Origin of the sequence: Pseudomonas sp. A214, from assembly GCF_900156295.1 — a bacterium.
Classification (GTDB): domain Bacteria; phylum Pseudomonadota; class Gammaproteobacteria; order Pseudomonadales; family Pseudomonadaceae; genus Aquipseudomonas; species Aquipseudomonas rhizophila.
This window is the reverse complement of sequence record NZ_LT707062.1, coordinates 1,882,066-1,901,545: the sequence shown is the minus strand read 5'-3', so window position 1 is coordinate 1,901,545 and position 19,480 is coordinate 1,882,066. Positions and strand designations below refer to the sequence as shown.

Sequence of the window (19,480 nt, the reverse complement as noted above, 5' to 3'; positions counted from 1 at the left end):
CAGTATACCCGCCCGATACCAGCGCGCGCAGGGCGGATTCAATCGGCCCTTCACTCGTCTGACAGCAAGTCGGGACAAAACTGACAAGCCCGTCAGTTAGGCGTCACCTTCCTGACCACCTCACAACGCTATATAAGAAAGATAAAAATCCCTCTGTCCTGAACCGGCCTCCCACATCCATGCACATCCAGAAAAAAACCGTCTTGCTCGTCGCGCTCCTGGTCGCTCTGGCAGCTGTCGCCCTCTGGTATGTCATGAAGCCTGTCACCGCCAAGCCCGGCGCGCCCGTGGCCGTGCCGGTAAGGGTCGTCAGCGTGGTGCAAAAGGATGTGCCGCGCTTTGCCAGTGGCATCGGCACGGTGTTGTCACTGCACAGCGTGGTGATCCGCCCGCAGATCGACGGCATCCTCACTCAACTGCTGGTCAAGGAAGGGCAACAGGTCAAGAAGGGGGAACTGCTGGCCACCATCGACGACCGCTCGATCCGCGCCAGCCTTGACCAGGCCAGGGCCCAACTCGGTGAAAGCCAGGCACAACTGGCGGTCGCCCAGGTCAATCTCAAGCGTTACAAATTGCTCAGTGTCGACGACGGCGTATCGAAACAGACCTACGACCAGCAACAGGCACTGGTCAACCAGCTCAAGGCCACCGCCCAGGGCAATCAGGCGGCCATCGATGCCGCCCAGGTGCAGTTGTCCTACACCCGGATCCGCTCCCCGGTGACCGGTCGCGTCGGCATTCGCAACGTGGACGAAGGCAACTTCCTGCGCACCAGCGACACCGAGGGCTTGTTCACCGTGACCCAGATCGACCCGATCGCAGTGGAGTTCGCCCTGCCCCAACAAATGCTGCCCACCTTGCAACGGTTGATGGCCGCCCCCGAGCAAGCGCTGGTCCAGGCCTACATAGGCGCTGATGGGACCTCCGGTGAAATGCTCGGCGAGGGCCGCCTGAGCCTGATCGACAACCAGATCAACGCCAACACCGGCACCCTGCGGGCCAAGGCTGAATTCAGCAACGCCGCGCAACGGCTATGGCCAGGGCAGTTGGTGACATTGAAAATCCAGACCGCACTCGACAAGGACGCCCTGGTGGTTCCACCGACCGTGGTTCAGCGCGGCCTGGAGCAACCTTTCGTGTACCGAATCACCGGCGACCGGGTAGAGAGCGTACCGGTGGTGATGGTCTACCAGGACAGTGACCTGCACATCATCAAAGGGGTGAGCGCGGGCGATCAACTGGTGAGCGACGGTCAGTCACGGCTCAAGCCGGGCAGCCGCATCCAGGTGCTCGGTGACCCAGTGGCCCAGGCCAATGTGTCGGAGCCAAAACCATGAAGGGCCGCGGTTCGGTTTCGGCGTGGTGCATCGACCATCCCATCGCCACGGTCCTGATGACCTTCGCCCTGATACTGCTGGGATTGATCGCCTTTCCTCGCCTGCCTGTCGCGCCGTTACCTGAAGCGGAATTCCCGACCATCCAGGTCAGGGCTCTGTTGCCCGGCGCCAGCCCCGAAACCATGGCGTCGTCGGTGGCGACCCCACTGGAAGTGCAATTCAGCGCCATTTCCGGCATTACCCAGATGACCTCAAGCAGTGCCCTGGGCTCGACCAACCTGACCTTGCAGTTCAGCCTGGACAAAAGCATCGACACCGCCGCCCAGGAAGTGCAAGCGGCCATCAATACCGCCTCCGGCAAACTGCCCCAGGACATGCCGAATCTGCCCACCTGGCGCAAAGTCAATCCGGCCGACAGCCCGGTGTTGATCCTCAGCATCAGCTCCAGCCTGATGCCCGGCACCGAATTGAGCGACTACGTCGAAACCCTGCTCGCCCGGCAACTCAGCCAGATCGATGGCGTGGGACAAATCTACATCACCGGCCAGCAACGTCCGGCGATCCGGGTACAGGCCTCGGCGGACCGACTCGCCGCCATCGGTCTGACCCTGGCCGACATTCGCGTGGCGCTCCAGCAGGCCAGCCTCAACCTGGCCAAGGGGGCGCTTTACGGCGAGTCGAGCGTTTCCACCCTGTCCACCAACGATCAGCTGTTCCAGCCGGAGGAATATGGTGAGTTGATCGTGTCCTACAAGGATGGGGCACCGGTTCATCTCAAGGACGTCGCCAAAGTCATCAATGGTTCGGAAGACGCCTACATTCAGGCCTGGTCCGATGAGCAACCGGGGCTCAACCTGGTGATTTTCCGTCAGCCGGGGGCGAACATCGTCGACACCGTCGACCGCATCCAGGCAGCCTTGCCGACCCTGGAAGCCATGCTGCCTGCGGCCGTGCAAGTCAAGGTACTGAACGACCGTACACAGACTATCCGCGCTTCGCTGCATGAGGTGGAGATCACCTTGCTGATCGCGGTGCTGCTGGTGGTGGCGGTGATGGCGCTGTTCCTGCGCCAGCTCTCGGCGACCCTGATTGTCTCAGCGGTCCTGGGCGTGTCGCTGATCGCCAGTTTCGCCCTGATGTATGTGATGGGCTTCAGTCTGAACAACCTGACCCTGGTGGCTATCGTGATCTCGGTCGGGTTCGTGGTGGACGATGCGATTGTAGTGGTGGAGAACATTCACCGGCACCTGGAGGCGGGTGATGGCATGCGCGAAGCGGCGATCAAAGGAGCTGGCGAAATCGGCTTCACGGTGATCTCCATCAGTTTTTCGCTGATAGCCGCGTTCATTCCCTTGCTCTTCATGGGCGGCGTGGTCGGGCGTCTGTTCAAGGAGTTTGCCCTGACCGCCACTTCGACCATCCTGATTTCGGTGGTGGTGTCCCTGACCCTGGCACCGACCCTGGCCGCGCTGTTCATGCGCGCCCCGACGCCTCATGCCCATGGCAAGCGAAGTTTCGGCGAACGCCTGCTGGGTGGGTATGAACGGACACTGCGCTGGGCCCTGGCCCATCAGAGGCTGATGATCGGCGTGTTCGGCGTGAGCCTGGCGCTGGCAGTGGCGGGCTACGTATTCATTCCCAAGGGTTTCTTCCCGGTACAAGACACCGGCCTGGTGCTGGGCACCAGCGAAGCCGCCGCCGACGTGTCATTCCCGGACATGGTGGCCAAACACAAGGCCCTGGCCGAGATCGTCGCCGCCGACCCGGCGGTGCAGAGCTTTTCTCACGCTGTCGGCGTCTCGGGTTCCAACCAGACCATCGCCAATGGTCGCTTCTGGATCGCCCTCAAGCCCCAGGATCAGCGTGACGTGTCGGCCAGCGCGTTCATCGACCGGATCCGCCCCAAACTGCTGGGCGTCCCCGGCGTGGTGCTGTACCTGAGGGCCGGGCAGGACATCAACCTCAGCCCGGGTCCGAGCCGCGCCCAGTATCAATACGTGCTCAAGAGCAACGACGGACCGACGCTGAACACCTGGACACAAAAACTCACCGACAGGCTGCGCGGCAACCCCGCGTTCCGGGACATCTCCAACGACCTGCAACTGGGCGGCAGCATCACCCACATCAACATCGACCGCAGCGCGGCGGCGCGCTTTGGCCTCACCGCCAGCGATGTCGACCAGGCCCTGTACGACGCCTTCGGCCAGCGGCAGATCAACGAATTCCAGACTGAAACCAACCAGTACAACGTGATCCTGGAGCTCGACACCGCGCAACGCGGCAAGGCCGAAAGCCTGGCCTATTTCTACCTGCGCTCGCCGCTCAGTGGAGAGATGGTCCCGCTCTCGGCCCTGGCCCGCTTCGATGCGCCGACCAACGGCCCGCTGTCCATTGCCCACGACGGCATGTTCCCGGCCGCCAATCTGTCGTTCAACCTGGCGCCTGGCGTGGCATTGGGGGATGCGGTGCGCATGCTCGACCAGGCCAAGAACGAGGTCGGCATGCCGGCCTCCATTACCGGCAACTTCCAGGGCGCGGCCCAGGCGTTCCAAAGCTCCCTGGCCAGCCAGCCATGGCTGATCCTCGCCGCGCTGTTGGCGGTGTACATCATCCTCGGCGTGCTCTACGAGAGTTTCGTACACCCGTTGACGATCATCTCCACCCTGCCCTCGGCCGGCCTCGGCGCGCTGGTCATGCTGTGGTTGCTGGGCCAGGATTTTTCGATCATGGCGCTGATCGGGCTGGTGCTGCTGATCGGCATCGTCAAGAAAAACGGCATCCTGATGATCGACTTCGCCCTCGACGCCCAGCGCAAAGGTGGTTTGACGCCCCAGGAAGCGATTTTCCAGGCGTGCCTGACCCGGTTTCGCCCGATCATCATGACCACCCTGGCCGCCCTGCTGGGCGCCCTGCCGCTGATGCTCGGCTCCGGCCCCGGCGCAGAACTGCGCCAGCCGTTGGGCATTGCAGTGGTCGGCGGCCTGCTGGTGAGCCAGGCGCTGACGTTGTTCACCACACCGGTCATATACTTATGGCTCGAGCGATTGTTTCATCGGCCCGTCCAGCAGCCCGGACCTGCGCCGACGACGCTGGCGACCACAGACTGAGGCGGGGCCATGCGCGTTCTGATCATCGAAGACGAAGAAAAAACCGCGGACTATCTGCATCGCGGCCTGACCGAACAGGGCTACACCGTGGATGTGGCGCCGGACGGCGTCGAGGGGCTGCACCTGGCGCTGGAAAGCGATTACGCGGTGATCGTGCTGGACGTCATGCTGCCAGGCCTGGACGGCTTCGGCGTCCTGCGGGCCCTGCGCGCCCGCAAACAGACCCCGGTGATCATGCTCACCGCCCGTGAACGGGTCGAAGATCGCATCAAGGGCTTGCGAGACGGCGCCGATGATTACCTGGGCAAGCCGTTCTCCTTCCTGGAGCTGGTGGCCCGCCTGCAAGCCCTGACCCGCCGCAGCGGCAGTCATGAACCGGTGCAGGTCAGCATCGCCGACCTGTGGATCGACCTGATCAGCCGCAAGGCCACCCGAGCAGGCCAACGCCTGGACCTGACGGCCAAGGAGTTCTCGCTGCTCAGCGTCCTGGCACGTCGCCAGGGCGAAATACTGTCGAAAACCGCCATTGCCGAAATGGTCTGGGACATCAACTTCGACAGCGACGCCAATGTGGTGGAAGTGGCCATCAAACGCTTGCGTGCCAAGCTCGACGGGCCGTTCGAACAGAAACTGCTGCACACGATTCGTGGAATGGGTTATGTGCTGGAGAGCAGAGAGTGACTTTGCCTGACAGTATCGCCCTGCGCCTGAGCGGCATGTTCACGCTGGTGGCGGCATTGGTGTTCCTGTTGATCGGCGGGGCCTTGTACCAGCAAGTCGAAAAGGGTCTGGGTCTGTTGCCGGAAGCCGAACTCGATGCGCGCTACAGCGTGCTCGAATCCATGGTCGGCCGCTACGGCACACCCGAGCATTGGGTGAAGATCAATAACAAGTTGCGCCTGCTGGGAGAGGAAGACAAACGCATCCACTTCTGGATCGTCAGTGGCGACCCGCGCTTTGAATATGGCAACCCCGATCCACAGATTCGTGCCTTCGCCGAAGGTTCGCTGGGCAAGCGCGACCTGAAGCTGGCGGCGCAGCAATACCCGATGAAAGTGCTCGTCAGCCAATTTCCGGCCAAGGAACAGCGTCCGCCGCTGCGCTTCATGATCGGCATCGACACCCAGACGTTCTACCAGACCCAACACTATTTGCTGGTGGCACTGGTGAGCCTGGCGATTGTCGGGGTGATCCTGGCCTCCTTGCTGGGCTACTGGGTAGCGCGTATCGGCCTCAAGCCGCTGATCAAACTGTCCGATGAGGCCAGACGCCTGACACCACCGCGCTTGTCCGGGCGCTTGCAGATGTCACCGTTGGCGCCGGAGCTCAGTCAATTCGTCAGTTCCTTCAACGCCACCCTCGACCGGGTCGAACAGGCGTACTCGCGACTGGAGTCGTTCAACGCCGACGTCGCCCATGAACTGCGCTCGCCCCTGACCAACCTGATCGGCCAGACCCAGGTGGCGCTGACCCGTGGGCGCTCGGCCGAACATTACTTCGAGGTGCTGCAATCGAATCTCGAAGAGCTGGAGCGACTGCGCTCGATCATCAACGACATGCTGTTCCTCGCCAGCGCCGACCAGGGCAACAAAGCCACCAAACTCACCAGCACCTCCCTGGCCGGCGAAGTGGCGACCACCCTCGACTACCTGGACTTCATCCTTGAAGACGCCCAGGTCCAGGTCAGGGTCAGCGGTGACGCCCAGGCCAACATCGAGATCGCCCACCTGCGCCGCGCACTGATCAACCTGCTGAGCAACGCGGTGCGACACACCGCCCCGGGGCAAGTGATCAATGTGCGCATCGAGGCCCTGGGCGACCAGATCACCCTCGCCGTCACCAACCCCGGCGAACCGATTGCCGATGAACACCTGCCACGCCTGTTCGAACGGTTCTACCGGGTAGATGCCTCCCGCAGCAACAGTGGCGCCAACCACGGGTTGGGGCTGGCCATCGTCAAGGCGATTGCGCTGATGCACGGCGGGGATGTCTTCGTGCGCAGTGACCGGGGCGTGAATACCTTCGGGATCCGCTTGCCGGCCTGACACCCCACGCTGTTTAGATCGTATTGGGATGAATTCCAGGCGATTGAATGCTGGATGAAAGCCATATCAAGCAAAGTAAAAAGATCTCCGCCTTCGGCAGCGCTCACGCGTTATTGCGCGAACACTGATTGCCCGCTCTCACCGATCCAAGCACAATCAGCAAAAGGCCAGCATCTGGTGCATTGCCGGTTATGCAACCCTTTGGGACGGATCCCAGCCACATGACAAATGCAGACATCGGAACCATGAGCGCGAGCAGTGCGACACCCGGCAATACCCCGTTTTCGATACGCTCGGAACGGGTACTCGTACTGGCCAGTTCGTTGGTTGTCATTGCCATCCTGAGCATCGTGACCTTCCTGCTGATCCGCGAATACGCCGCTGCCCAACAGGCCGCGACACGTTCGGCGACCAATATCGTGCAACTGATTGATGCCGACGTGCTGCGCAACGTGGAGCTCTACGATCTGTCGCTACAAGGTTTGGTCGCCGCCGCCCAACGCAACGACCTGAAAGACGTTTCGCCGACGATTCGCCACTTGGCCCTCTTCGACCGTGCCACCGCCGCCCCCTATAAAGGCGACATCCTGCTGCTCGACAAGCGCGGCAATGTAGTCGCCGACTCCGCCTCGATCGAGCCACGAAAGGGCAACTACGCCGACCGGGAATATTTCCAGTCCCATGTCCAGAACCCGAGCCCGGGCATGATGATCAGTCGCCCGTTTCGCTCCAGAAGTGCCGCGCAGGACTGGCGTATCAGTTTCAGCTACAGACTAAACGACGAACAAGGGGAGTTCCTGGGCGTGGCGGAAGCCGCGATGCGCTTGAACTATTTCAACCAATTGTTCAAGAGCCTGAACATCGGTCATGGCGGCACAGTCAATCTGGTGAGCAGCGAAGGCTTTCTGTTGGCCCAGGAGCCGCCCCTGGCCGAGGACCTGATTGGCAAGGATTTCAGCAACCGCCCGAACTTCATGCGCATCCTGCGCGAAGGCAACGGCAGCTTCACCAGCGTATCCGGTCAGGACCAGAAGCCGCGCCTGTACACCTTCTCCCAAGTGGGCGACCTGCCTTTGATAGTGGTGGTAGCGCTCTCCTCCGATGAAGTCTTCGCCTCCTGGAAACGCACGGCGCTGCTGGTCAGCGGTGCTACGGGGGCATTGTGCATCGGTTTGCTCTGGCTCACCTGGCTGCTGCGTCATGAACTTAGGCGGCGCCACCATGCTGAACGGGAACTGGCGCAACTGGCGTCCATCGACTCGCTGACGGGCCTGGCCAACCGCCGGACTCTGGACGAAACGCTACAACAGGAATGGCTGCGGGCCCAGCGTTCGGGCCAACCGCTGTCAGTCATGATGATCGATGCCGATCACTTCAAGGCATTCAACGATCGCCACGGCCACCCAAGTGGTGATGAGGCCTTGCGCACCCTTGCGCATCTGATCGGCAGGCATGTCCGCCGACCGGCCGACCTGGCAGCGCGCTACGGCGGTGAGGAGTTCGCGGTGGTACTGCCGGAAACCACCACCGCCGGAGCCTTTACCATGGCCCAGAACATTCGCGAAGCGGTGGAACAGTTGCCCCCCTTCATTACCGGCGCAGCCCCCATGACCGTCAGCATTGGCATTGCCACCTGGGCCCAAGGACCTTATGGCGAACTCGAGCAGCTCATGTTCGCTGCTGACAAGGCGCTATACCAGGCCAAGGCCAGTGGGCGCAATCGTGTGGTTTGTGCGATGTAATGGCCCCTTCCATGTGGCTATTCGACCGATTTGGGTAGGTGTGTATCCATTGCTGCGGTAACGGGGCGCCGAGATCAACGTCCTCCGCGAGGCGGCCTGACAGCCGACCTGTTTTTTGATGACCGCGTTCATCCTGTGGGAGCGAGCCTGCTCACGATGACGGTGGTTCAGTCAATGAGGATGTTGAATGTGCCGGCCTCTTCGCGAGCAGGCTCGCTCCCACAATTGGATCGGAGTACTACCACAAGAAATAGGCCGGCTGTCAGGCCGCCTTCGCGAGCAAGCTTTGCTCCCACAGATCTGACAGGTGTACGACCGAAAGAACCAGGCCGGCTGTCAGGCCGCCTCGCGGTGGACGTTGATCTCGGCGCCCCGTTAACCACGCTGGCCGAACGCAGGCATTGTGGAGTGGGCATCCCGGCATGGATGCCGGGATAGCCGCGCTGGACCATGGATGGTCCTACGCGGCGGGCCCACGGAGCAATGCCGGAGTGAGGGCATGCCGAGCCTAAGCGAGGCACCTAGTGGTGGGGCATGAGCGCTTTGGTTACTTTCGCGCTTTTCGAAAGTGACCCGCCGTAAGGGCGGAACCGCCAGTGGCCATTACCGCAGAAACGGATATGTACCCCAACTCAACTCAACTCAACTCAAAAAACAGCATTACCCCTATTGCCACAAACGTCCCAGAAAGCAGCCATAAAAAAAGGCCACCCGAAGGCAGCCTTTAAAAACTAGAGAGGTTTTTATGCTTACACGGCCGCTACAGGGCGCATGTAAGAGATTGGTGCGGTGCTGGCGTCTTCGAACGTCACGACTTCCCAAGCATCTTTCTGCTCAATCAACTTGCGCAGCAGCTGGTTGTTCAGCGCGTGGCCGGACTTGAAGCCTTTGAACTCACCAATCAGGCTATTGCCCAGCAGGTAGAGGTCGCCGATTGCATCGAGAATCTTGTGCTTGACGAATTCGTCCTCATAACGAAGGCCGTCCTCGTTCAACACACCATCGGAATCAACCACGATCGCGTTTTCAACACTGCCGCCGAGTGCGAGGTTGTGCTTGCGCAGGTACTCGATGTCACTCATGAAACCAAAGGTACGGGCGCGGCTGACTTCTTTTACGAACGAAGTGCTGGAAAAGTCCACGCTTGCACTCTGGGTGCGGTCACGGAAAACCGGGTGATCGAAATCGATCTCGAAGCTCACCTTGAAACCTTCGAAAGGCACGAAAGTGGCGCGTTTGTCGCCGTCTTCCACTGTCACTTCCCGCAGGATACGGATGAACTTCTTGGCTGCGTCCTGCTCTTCCAGGCCAGCCGATTGAATCAGGAATACGAAGGGTCCGGCACTGCCATCCATGATCGGGACTTCGGACGCGGAGAGCTCGACGTAGGCGTTATCGATGCCCAGGCCAGCCATGGCCGAGAGCAAATGCTCCACCGTATCCACTTTGGTGTCACCGTTGACCAGTGTGGTCGACATAGTGGTTTCACCAACGTTTTCCGCGCGAGCAGGGATCTGCACCACAGGGTCGAGGTCGGCACGACAAAACACGATGCCAGTATCGACAGGCGCGGGCTTGAGGGTCAGGTAGACCTTCTCACCGGAGTGCAAGCCGACACCTGTGGCACGGATAATATTCTTCAGGGTGCGTTGTTTAATCATGGCATGGGCCGCTTCAGCGCAAATTGCGAACTGGTATCAACAAAGGCTGGCGATAATAGCAGACCAGACCTTTGCTGAACACCAATCACCCGTATCCCCCTGATACATTTCATCAATCGGCCTGACGACGCAGGAATGCCGGGATGTCCAGGTAATCCAGATCGTCTTGCGGATTCATCTTCGCGGCAGTCGCAGCACCGGCCTGAGCCTGGTTGCGCATGACGGTCGGACGGTCCAGGTCACGGTAGTTCACCGCGGGTTGTTCCTGACGAGCGGCTGCTTGTTGCTGCGGCTGCGATGCCAGGGAGGTCTGAACGGTGTTATCGATCACCTTCATCGGTTTCTCGATTTTCGCGCCCAGGCCAGTGGCAACCACGGTCACGTGCAGCTCGTCACGCATGTCAGGATCGATCACGGTGCCGACCTTGACCATGGCGTGGTCGGAAGCGAACGCTTCGATGATGCTACCCACGTCGGAGTACTCGCCCAGGGACAGGTCCGGACCGGCGGTGATGTTCACCAGGATGCCACGGGCGCCCTGCAGGTTGACGTCTTCGAGCAACGGGTTGCGGATAGCCGCTTCGGTGGCTTCGCGAGCACGGTTCGGACCGCTGGCGCAGCCAGTGCCCATCATCGCCATGCCCATTTCGGACATCACGGTGCGTACGTCGGCGAAGTCGACGTTGATCATGCCTGGACGCTTGATGATGTCGGAGATACCGCGAACGGCACCGGCCAGTACGTCATCGGCCTTGGCGAAAGCCGACAGCAGGCTTGCGTCCTTACCCAGGATGGTCAGCAGCTTCTCGTTGGGAATGGTGATCAACGAGTCGACGCTTTCGCTCAGCGCGCGGATGCCCTCATCGGCAATCTGCATGCGCTTGCGGCCTTCGAACGGGAACGGACGGGTCACCACCGCAACGGTGAGGATGCCCATTTCCTTGGCTACTTCGGCGATGATCGGCGCCGCACCGGTACCGGTACCGCCGCCCATGCCAGTGGTGATGAACACCATGTTGGTGCCAGCCAGGACTTCAGCGATGCGCTCGCGGTCTTCCAGGGCAGCCTGACGGCCAACCTCGGGATTGGCGCCGGCACCCAGGCCCTTGGTCACGCCGGTACCCAGTTGAAGGATGGTTCGCGCGCCGATGTTTTTCAGCGCTTGAGCATCAGTGTTGGCGCAAATGAATTCGACGCCTTCGATGTTGCTCTTGACCATGTGGTTGACAGCGTTGCCGCCGCCACCGCCGACACCGATTACCTTGATAACCGGGCTAGCGGGGATGTTGTCTACGAGTTCGAACATTTTCCCTCTCCTTTCATTCTCTAGTTTTTTCGCCTACTGCGTTTGTTGCATCTTCCAGTGCCAAGCCAGAGGCTCGTCGCTTGAAGCTTTAAACCTGTTGCTAAAAATTGCCCTTCACCCAAGCCTGGAGCCGCTCGAAAAGCGGCGCCTTCGGCTCGTCGCTGTTGTAGCTGTCGCGGCTGCCGATGCCCGAGAACGAAACCCCGTCGGACTGCTTCTGCAGGCCGTACATCAACAGGCCCACGCCGGTGGAGTAAATCGGGTTGCGGACCACGTCATCCAGGCCCTTGACGCCATGGGGCACGCCCAGGCGCACCGGCATGTGGAAAATCTCTTCGGCCAGTTCGACCGCGCCTTCCATCTTCGACGTACCGCCGGTCAGCACGATGCCGGCCGGGATCAGGTCTTCGTAGCCACTGCGACGCAGCTCAGCCTGGATCAGCGTGAACAGCTCGTCGTAACGCGGCTCGACCACTTCGGCCAACGCCTGGCGGGACAACTCGCGCGGAGGACGTTCGCCAACGCTTGGCACTTTGATGGTTTCACCGGCACCGGCCAGTTTCGCCAGGGCGCAGGCGTAGCGGATCTTGATTTCTTCGGCGTACTGGGTCGGAGTGCGCAAGGCCATGGCGATGTCGTTGGTGACCTGATCACCGGCAATCGGGATCACTGCCGTGTGGCGGATCGCGCCTTCGGTGAAGATCGCGATGTCGGTGGTGCCGCCGCCGATGTCCACCAGGCACACGCCCAGTTCCTTCTCGTCGTCAGTCAGTACCGAGTAGGCCGAGGCCAGTTGCTCGAGGATGATGTCGTCGATTTCCAGGCCGCAACGGCGCACGCATTTCTCGATGTTCTGCGCGGCGTTCACGGCACAGGTCACCACGTGGACCTTGGCTTCCAGGCGCACGCCGGACATGCCCAGGGGCTCCCGCACGCCTTCCTGGTTATCGATCACATAATCCTGCGGCAGGGTGTGCAGCACACGCTGGTCGGCCGGGATCGCCACGGCCTGCGCCGCGTCGAGCACGCGCTCAAGGTCAGCGGAGCTGACTTCACGGTCACGAATCGCCACGATGCCGTGGGAGTTCAGGCTGCGGATGTGATTACCTGCCACACCGACGAACGCCGAGTGGATCCGGCAACCGGCCATCAGCTGCGCTTCTTCAATGGCGCGCTGGATCGATTGCACGGTGGACTCGATGTTCACCACCACGCCTTTTTTCAAGCCACGGGACGGGTGGGTACCGATCCCGACGATGACCAGCGTGCCGTCGTCCGCGACCTCGCCTACCAGCGCAACCACCTTGGAAGTGCCGATATCCAGACCGACGATCATTTTTCCGCTTTGCACGTTTGCCATGGGTCCTGCCTCTTCTTAATTCTTCGCGACGGCGGGTTCAGCCGTCGTGGGCGCTACAGGTTCCCGCCAGCCAACAGCCAGGCCGTTGGCGTAGCGCAGATCGATGCGCGCGATGTTCGTAATCTGGTCTTTGAGCGTCTTGTCATAGATGGCAATGAAGCGGCGCATCTTTTCCACCTGGTTGCCGCGCCCGAGCAGCAGCTCGATGCCCGGCCCCGAGCTGCCCGCGCCAGTGGTCAGGAACCAGCTGCCGCGCTCACGCAACTCCAGGCGCGCGATGGAGAAGCCCAGCGGCCGCAACATCTGACTCAACACCTGGTACTGCTGCATTACTTTCTGCTGGGCCCGCTGAGGACCGAACAGTTGTGGCAAATGTTCGTAGTTGGCCAGTTCCCGCGGCGTGAACGCCTGACCCTGGTTGTTCAACAGCGACTCGTCACCCCAGCGGGCCACGGGCAGTTGTTCTTCCAGGCGGATCGATACCTGGTCAGGCCATACCCGCCGTACTTCGGCATGAGCGATCCAGGGCATCTGCTCCAGTTCCTTGCGCATGCCCGCCAGGTCGATGGTGAAGAAGCTCGACGCCACGAATGGGGCGATCCGCTGCTGCACTGCTTGCTGACTGATGTAGCTCAGGTCGCCCTGCACATTGATCCGGGCGATCGGCCGATCCGCATAGGGCAGCAACCGCTGAGCCCCTTCGTACGTACCGAACCCCAACGCCACCAACAACACCGGCCAGAACAGACTCTTGAGAAAACCGAAGTTGGCTTTCGGCAGGCGCGCCGACATCGGCTCTTTGGCCACCATTCGGCTGGCACCCCGCGGCACCGGCTTGCGACCGGGTGCGGATGGCTGATGACGAAGCGATGCGCCTTGCATGCTTAACCTCTTGGCTCTTGAGAGCCGACACTGGCGGCCAGGATCGACAGCACCAATTGCTGGAAATCCAGGCCGGCGGCACGGGCCGCCATCGGTACCAGGCTGTGATCGGTCATGCCCGGGGCGGTGTTGACTTCCAGGAACCAGAACTGCCCATCGGCGTCCTGCATCACGTCCGCCCGGCCCCAACCGGCAATACCCAGCGCCTCACAGGCCTTGGCCGTGAGGTCCATCAGTTGTTTTTCCTTGGCGCTGTCCAGCCCGCATGGAATGCGGTACTGGGTGTCATTGGCCACGTACTTGGCGTCGTAGTCGTAGAACGTGTGCGGCGTGCCCAGGGCAATCGGGGGCAACACCTGGTCACGCAGGGTGGCGATGGTGAACTCGGGACCGGTGATCCACTGCTCGACCAACACTTGCGAATCGTAGGAACTGGCGTCTTTCCATGCCGCGGTCAACTCAGGCAGCGAAGTCACTTTCGCCATGCCGATACTTGAACCTTCATGGGCCGGTTTGACGATCAAAGGGAAGCCCAGTTCCGTGGCCGCCGAAATACAATCGGCCTCGGATGCCAGCACGGCGTGACGGGGCGTGGGAATGCCGAGACTGTGCCAGACCTGCTTGGTGCGCAGTTTGTCCATGGCCAAGGCAGACGCCAGGATGCCGCTGCCGGTGTAGGGAATACCCAGGCATTCGAGCAGGCCCTGCATGCTGCCGTCTTCGCCGCCGCGGCCATGGAGAATGATGAACGCGCGGTCGATTTTTTCGTTCAGCAGGCGCTGCAAAAAGTCGTCGCCTACGTCGATGCCGAACGCGTCGACACCGGCGCTTTGCAGGGCTTGCAGCACGGCGTTGCCAGACTTGAGGGACACTTCGCGCTCGGCGCTCTTGCCGCCGAACAGCACGGCGACGCGGCCGAAGGCTTTCGGGTCCAGGGTCGAAACCAGGTTGGCGTAGGCAGCAGTCATTTCAGTTTCCCCTCGCTGGATGCCACGATTGCCCCGGCGAATAACGGACTTTTCAACAGTTTCGGGGCCAGGCCACCGATGTCACCGGCGCCTTGGCACAGCAGGATGTCGCCAGCGCGCAGCAGCGGTTTGACCAGCGGTGCGAGGTCCACGCCGCGCTCGATGTAGATCGGGTCCAACTGACCGCGTTGGCGAATGCTGTGGCACAGCTGACGGCTGTCGGCACCCGGGATCGGCTCCTCGCCGGCCGGATAGACTTCCATCAGCAGCAGCACATTGGCGTCGGCCAAAACCTGGACGAAATCGTCGTACAGGTCGCGGGTACGGCTGTAGCGGTGCGGCTGGTAGACCATCACCAGGCGACGCTCCGGCCAGCCACCGCGCACGGCCTTGATCACCGCCGCGACCTCGGTCGGGTGGTGGCCGTAGTCGTCCACCAGCATCACGTTACCGCCGTCCACCGGCAGTTCGCCGTAGACCTGGAAACGTCGTCCCACGCCCTGGAACCCGGACAGGCCCTGGACAATGACTTCGTCACTGACACCTTCGTCGGTGGCGATGCAAATGGTGGCCAGGGCATTGAGCACGTTGTGGTTGCCCGGCATGTTCACCGACACATCCAGCGGCTCGCGGTCAGGGCGCAGCACCGTGAAGAACGTCTGCATGCCCTGCTGGCGCACGTTGATGGCGCGCACGTCGGCTTCTTCGCCAAAACCGTAGGTCACGGTCGGGCGCTTGATCAGCGGCAGGATCTCGCGCACCACCGGATCGTCCAGGCACACCACTGCCAAACCGTAGAACGGCAGGTTGTGGAGGAACTCGACGAAGGTTTTCTTCAGTTTGTTGAAGTCACCGTCGTAGGTCGCCATGTGGTCGGCGTCGATGTTGGTGACCACGGCCACCAGCGGCTGCAGGTGCAAGAAGCTCGCATCGCTTTCGTCGGCTTCGGCGATCAGGTAACGGCTGGTGCCCAGCTGGGCATTGGTGCCCGCGGCATTCAGACGACCGCCGATCACGAAAGTCGGGTCCAGGCCACCGGCAGCGAACACCGAGGCGATCAGGCTGGTGGTGGTGGTCTTGCCATGGGTACCGGCAACGGCGATGCCGTGGCGATAACGCATCAGTTCGGCCAGCATCTCGGCACGCGGCACCACGGGAATGCGCCGCTCCAGGGCGGTGGCGACTTCCGGGTTGGAGGTGTTCACGGCGCTGGAGACCACCAGCACATCAGCGTTGGCGGCGTTCTCGGCACGGTGGCCGATGAAAATCTGCGCGCCAAAGGATTCCAGGCGCTCGGTAACCGGCGAGGCTTTCAGGTCGGAACCGGAAACCTCATAGCCCAGGTTCAGCAACACTTCGGCGATCCCGCACATGCCCACCCCGCCGATACCGACGAAATGGATACGGCGGATACGGCGCATTTCCGGTTGCGGCATGGCTTTGCGATTCTCAACCATGGGCCACCTCCAGGCAGGTATCGACCACTTGGGCCGTGGCGTCGGGTTTGGCCAGGCGACGGGCGGCGCGGGCCATGTCTTCGATTGTTTGCGGTTGCATCAAAACCTCTGTCAGGCGCGCGGCAAGATCCGCGGCACCAGTCGTTCTTTGCGGCATCAGGAAGGCAGCGCCTTCACGGGCCAAATAATCGGCGTTGCGGGTCTGGTGGTCGTCGATGGCGTGGGGCAAAGGCACCAGCATCGAGGGCAGACCGGCGGCGGCCAGTTCGCTGATGGTCAACGCGCCTGCGCGGCAGACCACCAGGTCGGCCCAGCCATAGGCTTGGGCCATGTCTTTGATGAAAGGCTGCACTTGCGCCTCGACGCCTGCGGCGCGGTAGCGCTCGGCGGTGACTTCATCGTGGTTTTTGCCGGCCTGGTGAAACACCTCGGGCCGCAGTTCGGGAGCGACCTGCGACAAGGCTTCGGGCAGCAATTTGTTCAACGGCTCCGCCCCCAGGCTTCCGCCCAGGATCAGCAAACGCGCCTTGCGTCCGGCCAGGGCCGGGCGCGGTGTATCGAGGAACAGCTCGGTACGCACCGGGTTACCGGTGGTACGACGGCTGCCCGACAGGGTAAAGGTGTCGGGAAAGGCTTCACAGACTCGAGCGGCCAACGGCACCAGTAACCGATTGGCGGTACCGGCCACGGCGTTCTGCTCGTGAACGATAACCGGCACACCGGCCAGTTTTGCCGCAACACCGCCAGGACCGGTCACATAACCACCAAAGCCCACCACGCATACCGGCCGCAACCGACGAATGATCGCCCGGGCCTGCCAGATCGACTTGAGCAGCATCAGCGGCGCCTTGAGCAGCGACAACTTGCCTTTGCCCCGCAGGCCGCTGGCGCTGATCCGGTGCAGTTCCAGGCCGGCGGCGGGCACCAGTTCGTTCTCGATGCCCCGTGGCGTGCCCAGCCAGTGCACGGTGTAACCGCGCGCCTGGAACTCCCGGGCACAGGCCAGCGCCGGGAACACATGCCCCCCGGTTCCGCCGGCCATGATCAGCACGTTAGCGCCCATGAGTCGGCTCCTCGGCGAAGTCGCTCTCCTGGAATTCCATCTCTTCGCTGCCCAGGTGGGTTCGACTCTCCCATTCGATGCGCAACAACAAGCCCAGACAGGCACAGCAAATCACCAGGGAACTGCCGCCGTAACTGAGGAACGGCAGCGTCAGGCCTTTGGTTGGCAACAGGCCGACGTTCACGCCGATGTTGATCAGGAACTGACCGATCCACAGGAACGACAAGCCATACGCCACGTACGCGGCGAAATACTGCTTGGCCCGCTCGGCCCACAAACCGATGTACATGCCGCGCACACAGACGAAGACGAACAACCCGACGGTGAGCAGCGAACCGACCACGCCCAGTTCTTCGGCCAATACCGAGAACACGAAGTCGGTATGGGCTTCGGGCAGATAGAACTGCTTCTGCACGCTGTTGCCCAGGCCTACGCCCAGCCATTCGCCGCGACCGAAGGCGATCAGGGCCTGGGTCAATTGATAACCGGAACCGAACTGGTCGGCCCACGGGTCGGTGAACGTGATCAGACGCGCCATCCGGTAAGGTTGCGCTTGCACCAGCACCGTCACCGCGCCGACCGCCAGCGCCACCATCAGGGTGAAGCGAAACAGCCCGACACCGCCGAGGAACAACATCGCCGCTGCGGCCCCCATCATCACCACCGTGGCGCCGAAATCCGGCTCCATCAGCAGCAGGCCGGCCATCGGCAGCAACACAATGAACGGCTTGAAAAATCCCATCCAGCTCTCGCGCACTTCTTTCTGACGACGCACCAGATACCCGGCGAGGTAGATCACCACGAAGACCTTGGCGATCTCCGAAGGCTGTACGTTGAAGAAGCTGAAGCCGATCCAGCGCATCGAACCGTTGACCTCGCGACCGATGCCCGGCAACAGCACCATCACCAACAGACCAAAGGCACCGAGCAACATCATCCAGCCCAGGCGTTGCCAGGTGGCGATCGGCACCATCATGGTGACAATGCACGCGACCAAACCGATCACCAGGTAAATCAGGTGACGAATCATGTGATAAAGGGTGTTACCCGATTGCACGGCAGCCACTTCCGACGATGCGGAAGTGATCATCACCAGGCCCAGGCCCAGCAGCGCCAGGCAACCGACGAGCATCGGGAAATCCAGGTCGATGCCGCGCCCGGTGATCAGCGGGGATGGGTATGGCTTGATGATGTTCATCAGGTTCATGCCAAGCCCTCCACGGCCCGGGCGAACAACTGCCCGCGCTCTTCGTAGTTCTTGAACATGTCGAAACTGGCGCAGGCCGGCGACAACAGCACGGCATCGCCCGACTGTGCGAGGGCGCGGCATTGCTGCACCGCTTCGTCCAGCGAAGCGACGCGAACCAGCGGCACGCCGTCACCGAGGGCCTGGGCGATCAATTCGCGGTCACGCCCCATCAGCACCACGGCCCGGCAGTTGGCCGCAACCGGATCGCGCAGGTCCTTGAAGTCGGCACCCTTGCCGTCGCCGCCGGCGATCAGCACGAGCTTGCCTTCGATGTCCGCGCCCAGGCCCTCGATGGCAGCCAGCGCGGCACCCACGTTGGTGGCCTTGGAATCGTTGTACCAGGCCACCCCGTCAAGATCGCGAACCCACTGGCAGCGGTGCTCGAGCCCGGCAAACGTGCGCAGGGCCGACAGCATGGCGTCGAACGGCAGACCGACCGCATGTCCCAGGGCCAGCGCCGCCAGGGCATTGGCCTGGTTGTGGGCACCGCGGATCTTCAGCTCGCGCACCGGCATCAGGTTCTGGAATTCGAAGGCCAGGTATTTCTCGCCATTCTCTTCGCGCAACCCGAAGCCTTTGAAATCCGGCACACCGAGGCCGAAGGACCAGCATGGCATGCCCTCGCCCAGCAACGGACGAGTCAGGGCGTCCTGACGGTTGAACACTACCTGCCGAGCCCCCCGGAAAATCCGGTGCTTGGCCAGGTGATAAGCCGGCAGACCGCTGTAGCGGTCCATGTGGTCTTCGCTGATGTTGAGCACGGTCGCCACTTCGGCGCCCAAGTGGTCGGTGGTTTCAAGCTGGAAGCTCGACAACTCCATCACGTACAGCTCGACGTCATCACTGAGCAGATCCAGCGCCGGGGTTCCCAGGTTGCCACCCACGGCAACCCGCTTACCGGCCGCCGCAGCCATTTCACCCACCAGGGTGGTGACGGTGCTTTTTGCGTTGGAGCCGCTGATGGCGATGATCGGCGCCTTGGCGTGACGGGCGAACAGCTCGATGTCACCGGACAACTTCACGCCACGGGCGGCGGCGGCCTGCAAGGCCGGGGTTGCCAGCGCAAGGCCGGGGCTCACGTAGAGCTCGTCGGCGCGGCACAGGAACTCGACATCCAGCTCGCCACAACGCACGTCCACCTGCGGGTAGTCACGACGCAGCGTGGCCAGCTCAGGTGGATTTTCCCGCGTATCGGCCACGGCAAACGACACGCCCCGGTTCGCCAGGAAGCGAACCAGGGACATGCCGCTCTTGCCGAGGCCGACAACGATGCGGAAGTGGTCAGAAGCGATCAGGGACACTC

At 62.0% G+C, this 19,480-nt stretch carries 14 protein-coding genes; 5 read left to right on the top strand and 9 right to left on the bottom strand.

Going from position 1 to position 19,480, the window contains the following annotated elements; translation table 11 throughout:
* The first annotated feature begins 179 nt into the window (after positions 1-179).
* The 5 genes from BW979_RS08605 to BW979_RS08585 all read left to right on the top strand — a co-directional run bounded on the left by BW979_RS08605 (position 180) and on the right by BW979_RS08585 (position 8,231).
* Positions 180-1,337, top strand: coding sequence for an efflux RND transporter periplasmic adaptor subunit (locus BW979_RS08605; protein WP_076383618.1), 1,158 nt, complete (start codon positions 180-182; stop codon positions 1,335-1,337).
* Positions 1,334-4,444 (top strand): multidrug efflux RND transporter permease subunit, encoded by a 3,111-nt coding sequence (locus BW979_RS08600; protein ID WP_076383617.1) that lies wholly within the window; start codon positions 1,334-1,336, stop codon positions 4,442-4,444. Before BW979_RS08605 ends, BW979_RS08600 begins: the two co-directional genes overlap by 4 nt.
* A 9-nt stretch (positions 4,445-4,453) precedes the next feature.
* A complete protein-coding gene (locus tag BW979_RS08595; RefSeq protein ID WP_076383616.1) occupies positions 4,454-5,125 on the top strand; it encodes a heavy metal response regulator transcription factor in 672 nt (223 codons plus the stop codon).
* Between the two features lie 35 nt (positions 5,126-5,160).
* Complete coding sequence (locus BW979_RS08590) at positions 5,161-6,489, top strand: heavy metal sensor histidine kinase (RefSeq protein ID WP_231990619.1); 1,329 nt, start codon at positions 5,161-5,163, stop codon at positions 6,487-6,489.
* Positions 6,490-6,734: 245 nt separating this feature from the next.
* A complete protein-coding gene (locus BW979_RS08585; RefSeq protein WP_076383615.1) occupies positions 6,735-8,231 on the top strand; it encodes a sensor domain-containing diguanylate cyclase in 1,497 nt (498 codons plus the stop codon).
* Positions 8,232-8,980: 749 nt separating this feature from the next.
* Here the strand turns inward: BW979_RS08585 and lpxC are convergent.
* From lpxC to murD, 9 genes are all read right to left on the bottom strand, one after another.
* Positions 8,981-9,892, bottom strand: a complete 912-nt coding sequence (lpxC, locus tag BW979_RS08580) for a UDP-3-O-acyl-N-acetylglucosamine deacetylase (RefSeq protein ID WP_030139673.1) — start codon at positions 9,890-9,892, stop codon at positions 8,981-8,983.
* A gap of 112 nt (positions 9,893-10,004) precedes the next feature.
* Entirely contained in the window at positions 10,005-11,198 is a 1,194-nt protein-coding gene (ftsZ, locus tag BW979_RS08575; protein ID WP_047228824.1) for a cell division protein FtsZ, read from the bottom strand.
* Positions 11,199-11,298: 100 nt separating this feature from the next.
* Entirely contained in the window at positions 11,299-12,558 is a 1,260-nt protein-coding gene (gene ftsA / locus BW979_RS08570) for a cell division protein FtsA (protein ID WP_076383614.1), read from the bottom strand.
* Between the two features lie 15 nt (positions 12,559-12,573).
* Positions 12,574-13,440: a cell division protein FtsQ/DivIB gene (locus BW979_RS08565; protein ID WP_047228822.1), complete on the bottom strand. Its 867-nt coding sequence runs from the start codon at positions 13,438-13,440 to the stop codon at positions 12,574-12,576.
* 2 nt (positions 13,441-13,442) lie between these two features.
* Entirely contained in the window at positions 13,443-14,408 is a 966-nt protein-coding gene (locus BW979_RS08560; RefSeq protein WP_076383613.1) for a D-alanine--D-alanine ligase, read from the bottom strand.
* Positions 14,405-15,865: a UDP-N-acetylmuramate--L-alanine ligase gene (gene murC / locus BW979_RS08555; protein WP_076383612.1), complete on the bottom strand. Its 1,461-nt coding sequence runs from the start codon at positions 15,863-15,865 to the stop codon at positions 14,405-14,407. The genes BW979_RS08560 and murC overlap by 4 nt, the downstream gene beginning before the upstream one ends.
* Positions 15,858-16,928, bottom strand: coding sequence for an undecaprenyldiphospho-muramoylpentapeptide beta-N-acetylglucosaminyltransferase (gene murG, locus BW979_RS08550; RefSeq protein WP_076383611.1), 1,071 nt, complete (start codon positions 16,926-16,928; stop codon positions 15,858-15,860). Before murG ends, murC begins: the two co-directional genes overlap by 8 nt.
* The gene (gene ftsW / locus BW979_RS08545) at positions 16,918-18,135 is read right to left on the bottom strand and encodes a putative lipid II flippase FtsW (RefSeq protein WP_047228818.1); all 1,218 of its coding nucleotides are present in this window, start codon (positions 18,133-18,135) and stop codon (positions 16,918-16,920) included. The genes murG and ftsW overlap by 11 nt, the downstream gene beginning before the upstream one ends.
* On the bottom strand, positions 18,132-19,478 hold the full coding sequence (gene murD, locus BW979_RS08540; RefSeq protein ID WP_076383610.1) for a UDP-N-acetylmuramoyl-L-alanine--D-glutamate ligase: 1,347 nt from the start codon (positions 19,476-19,478) through the stop codon (positions 18,132-18,134). Before murD ends, ftsW begins: the two co-directional genes overlap by 4 nt.
* Positions 19,479-19,480: the final 2 nt, after the last annotated feature.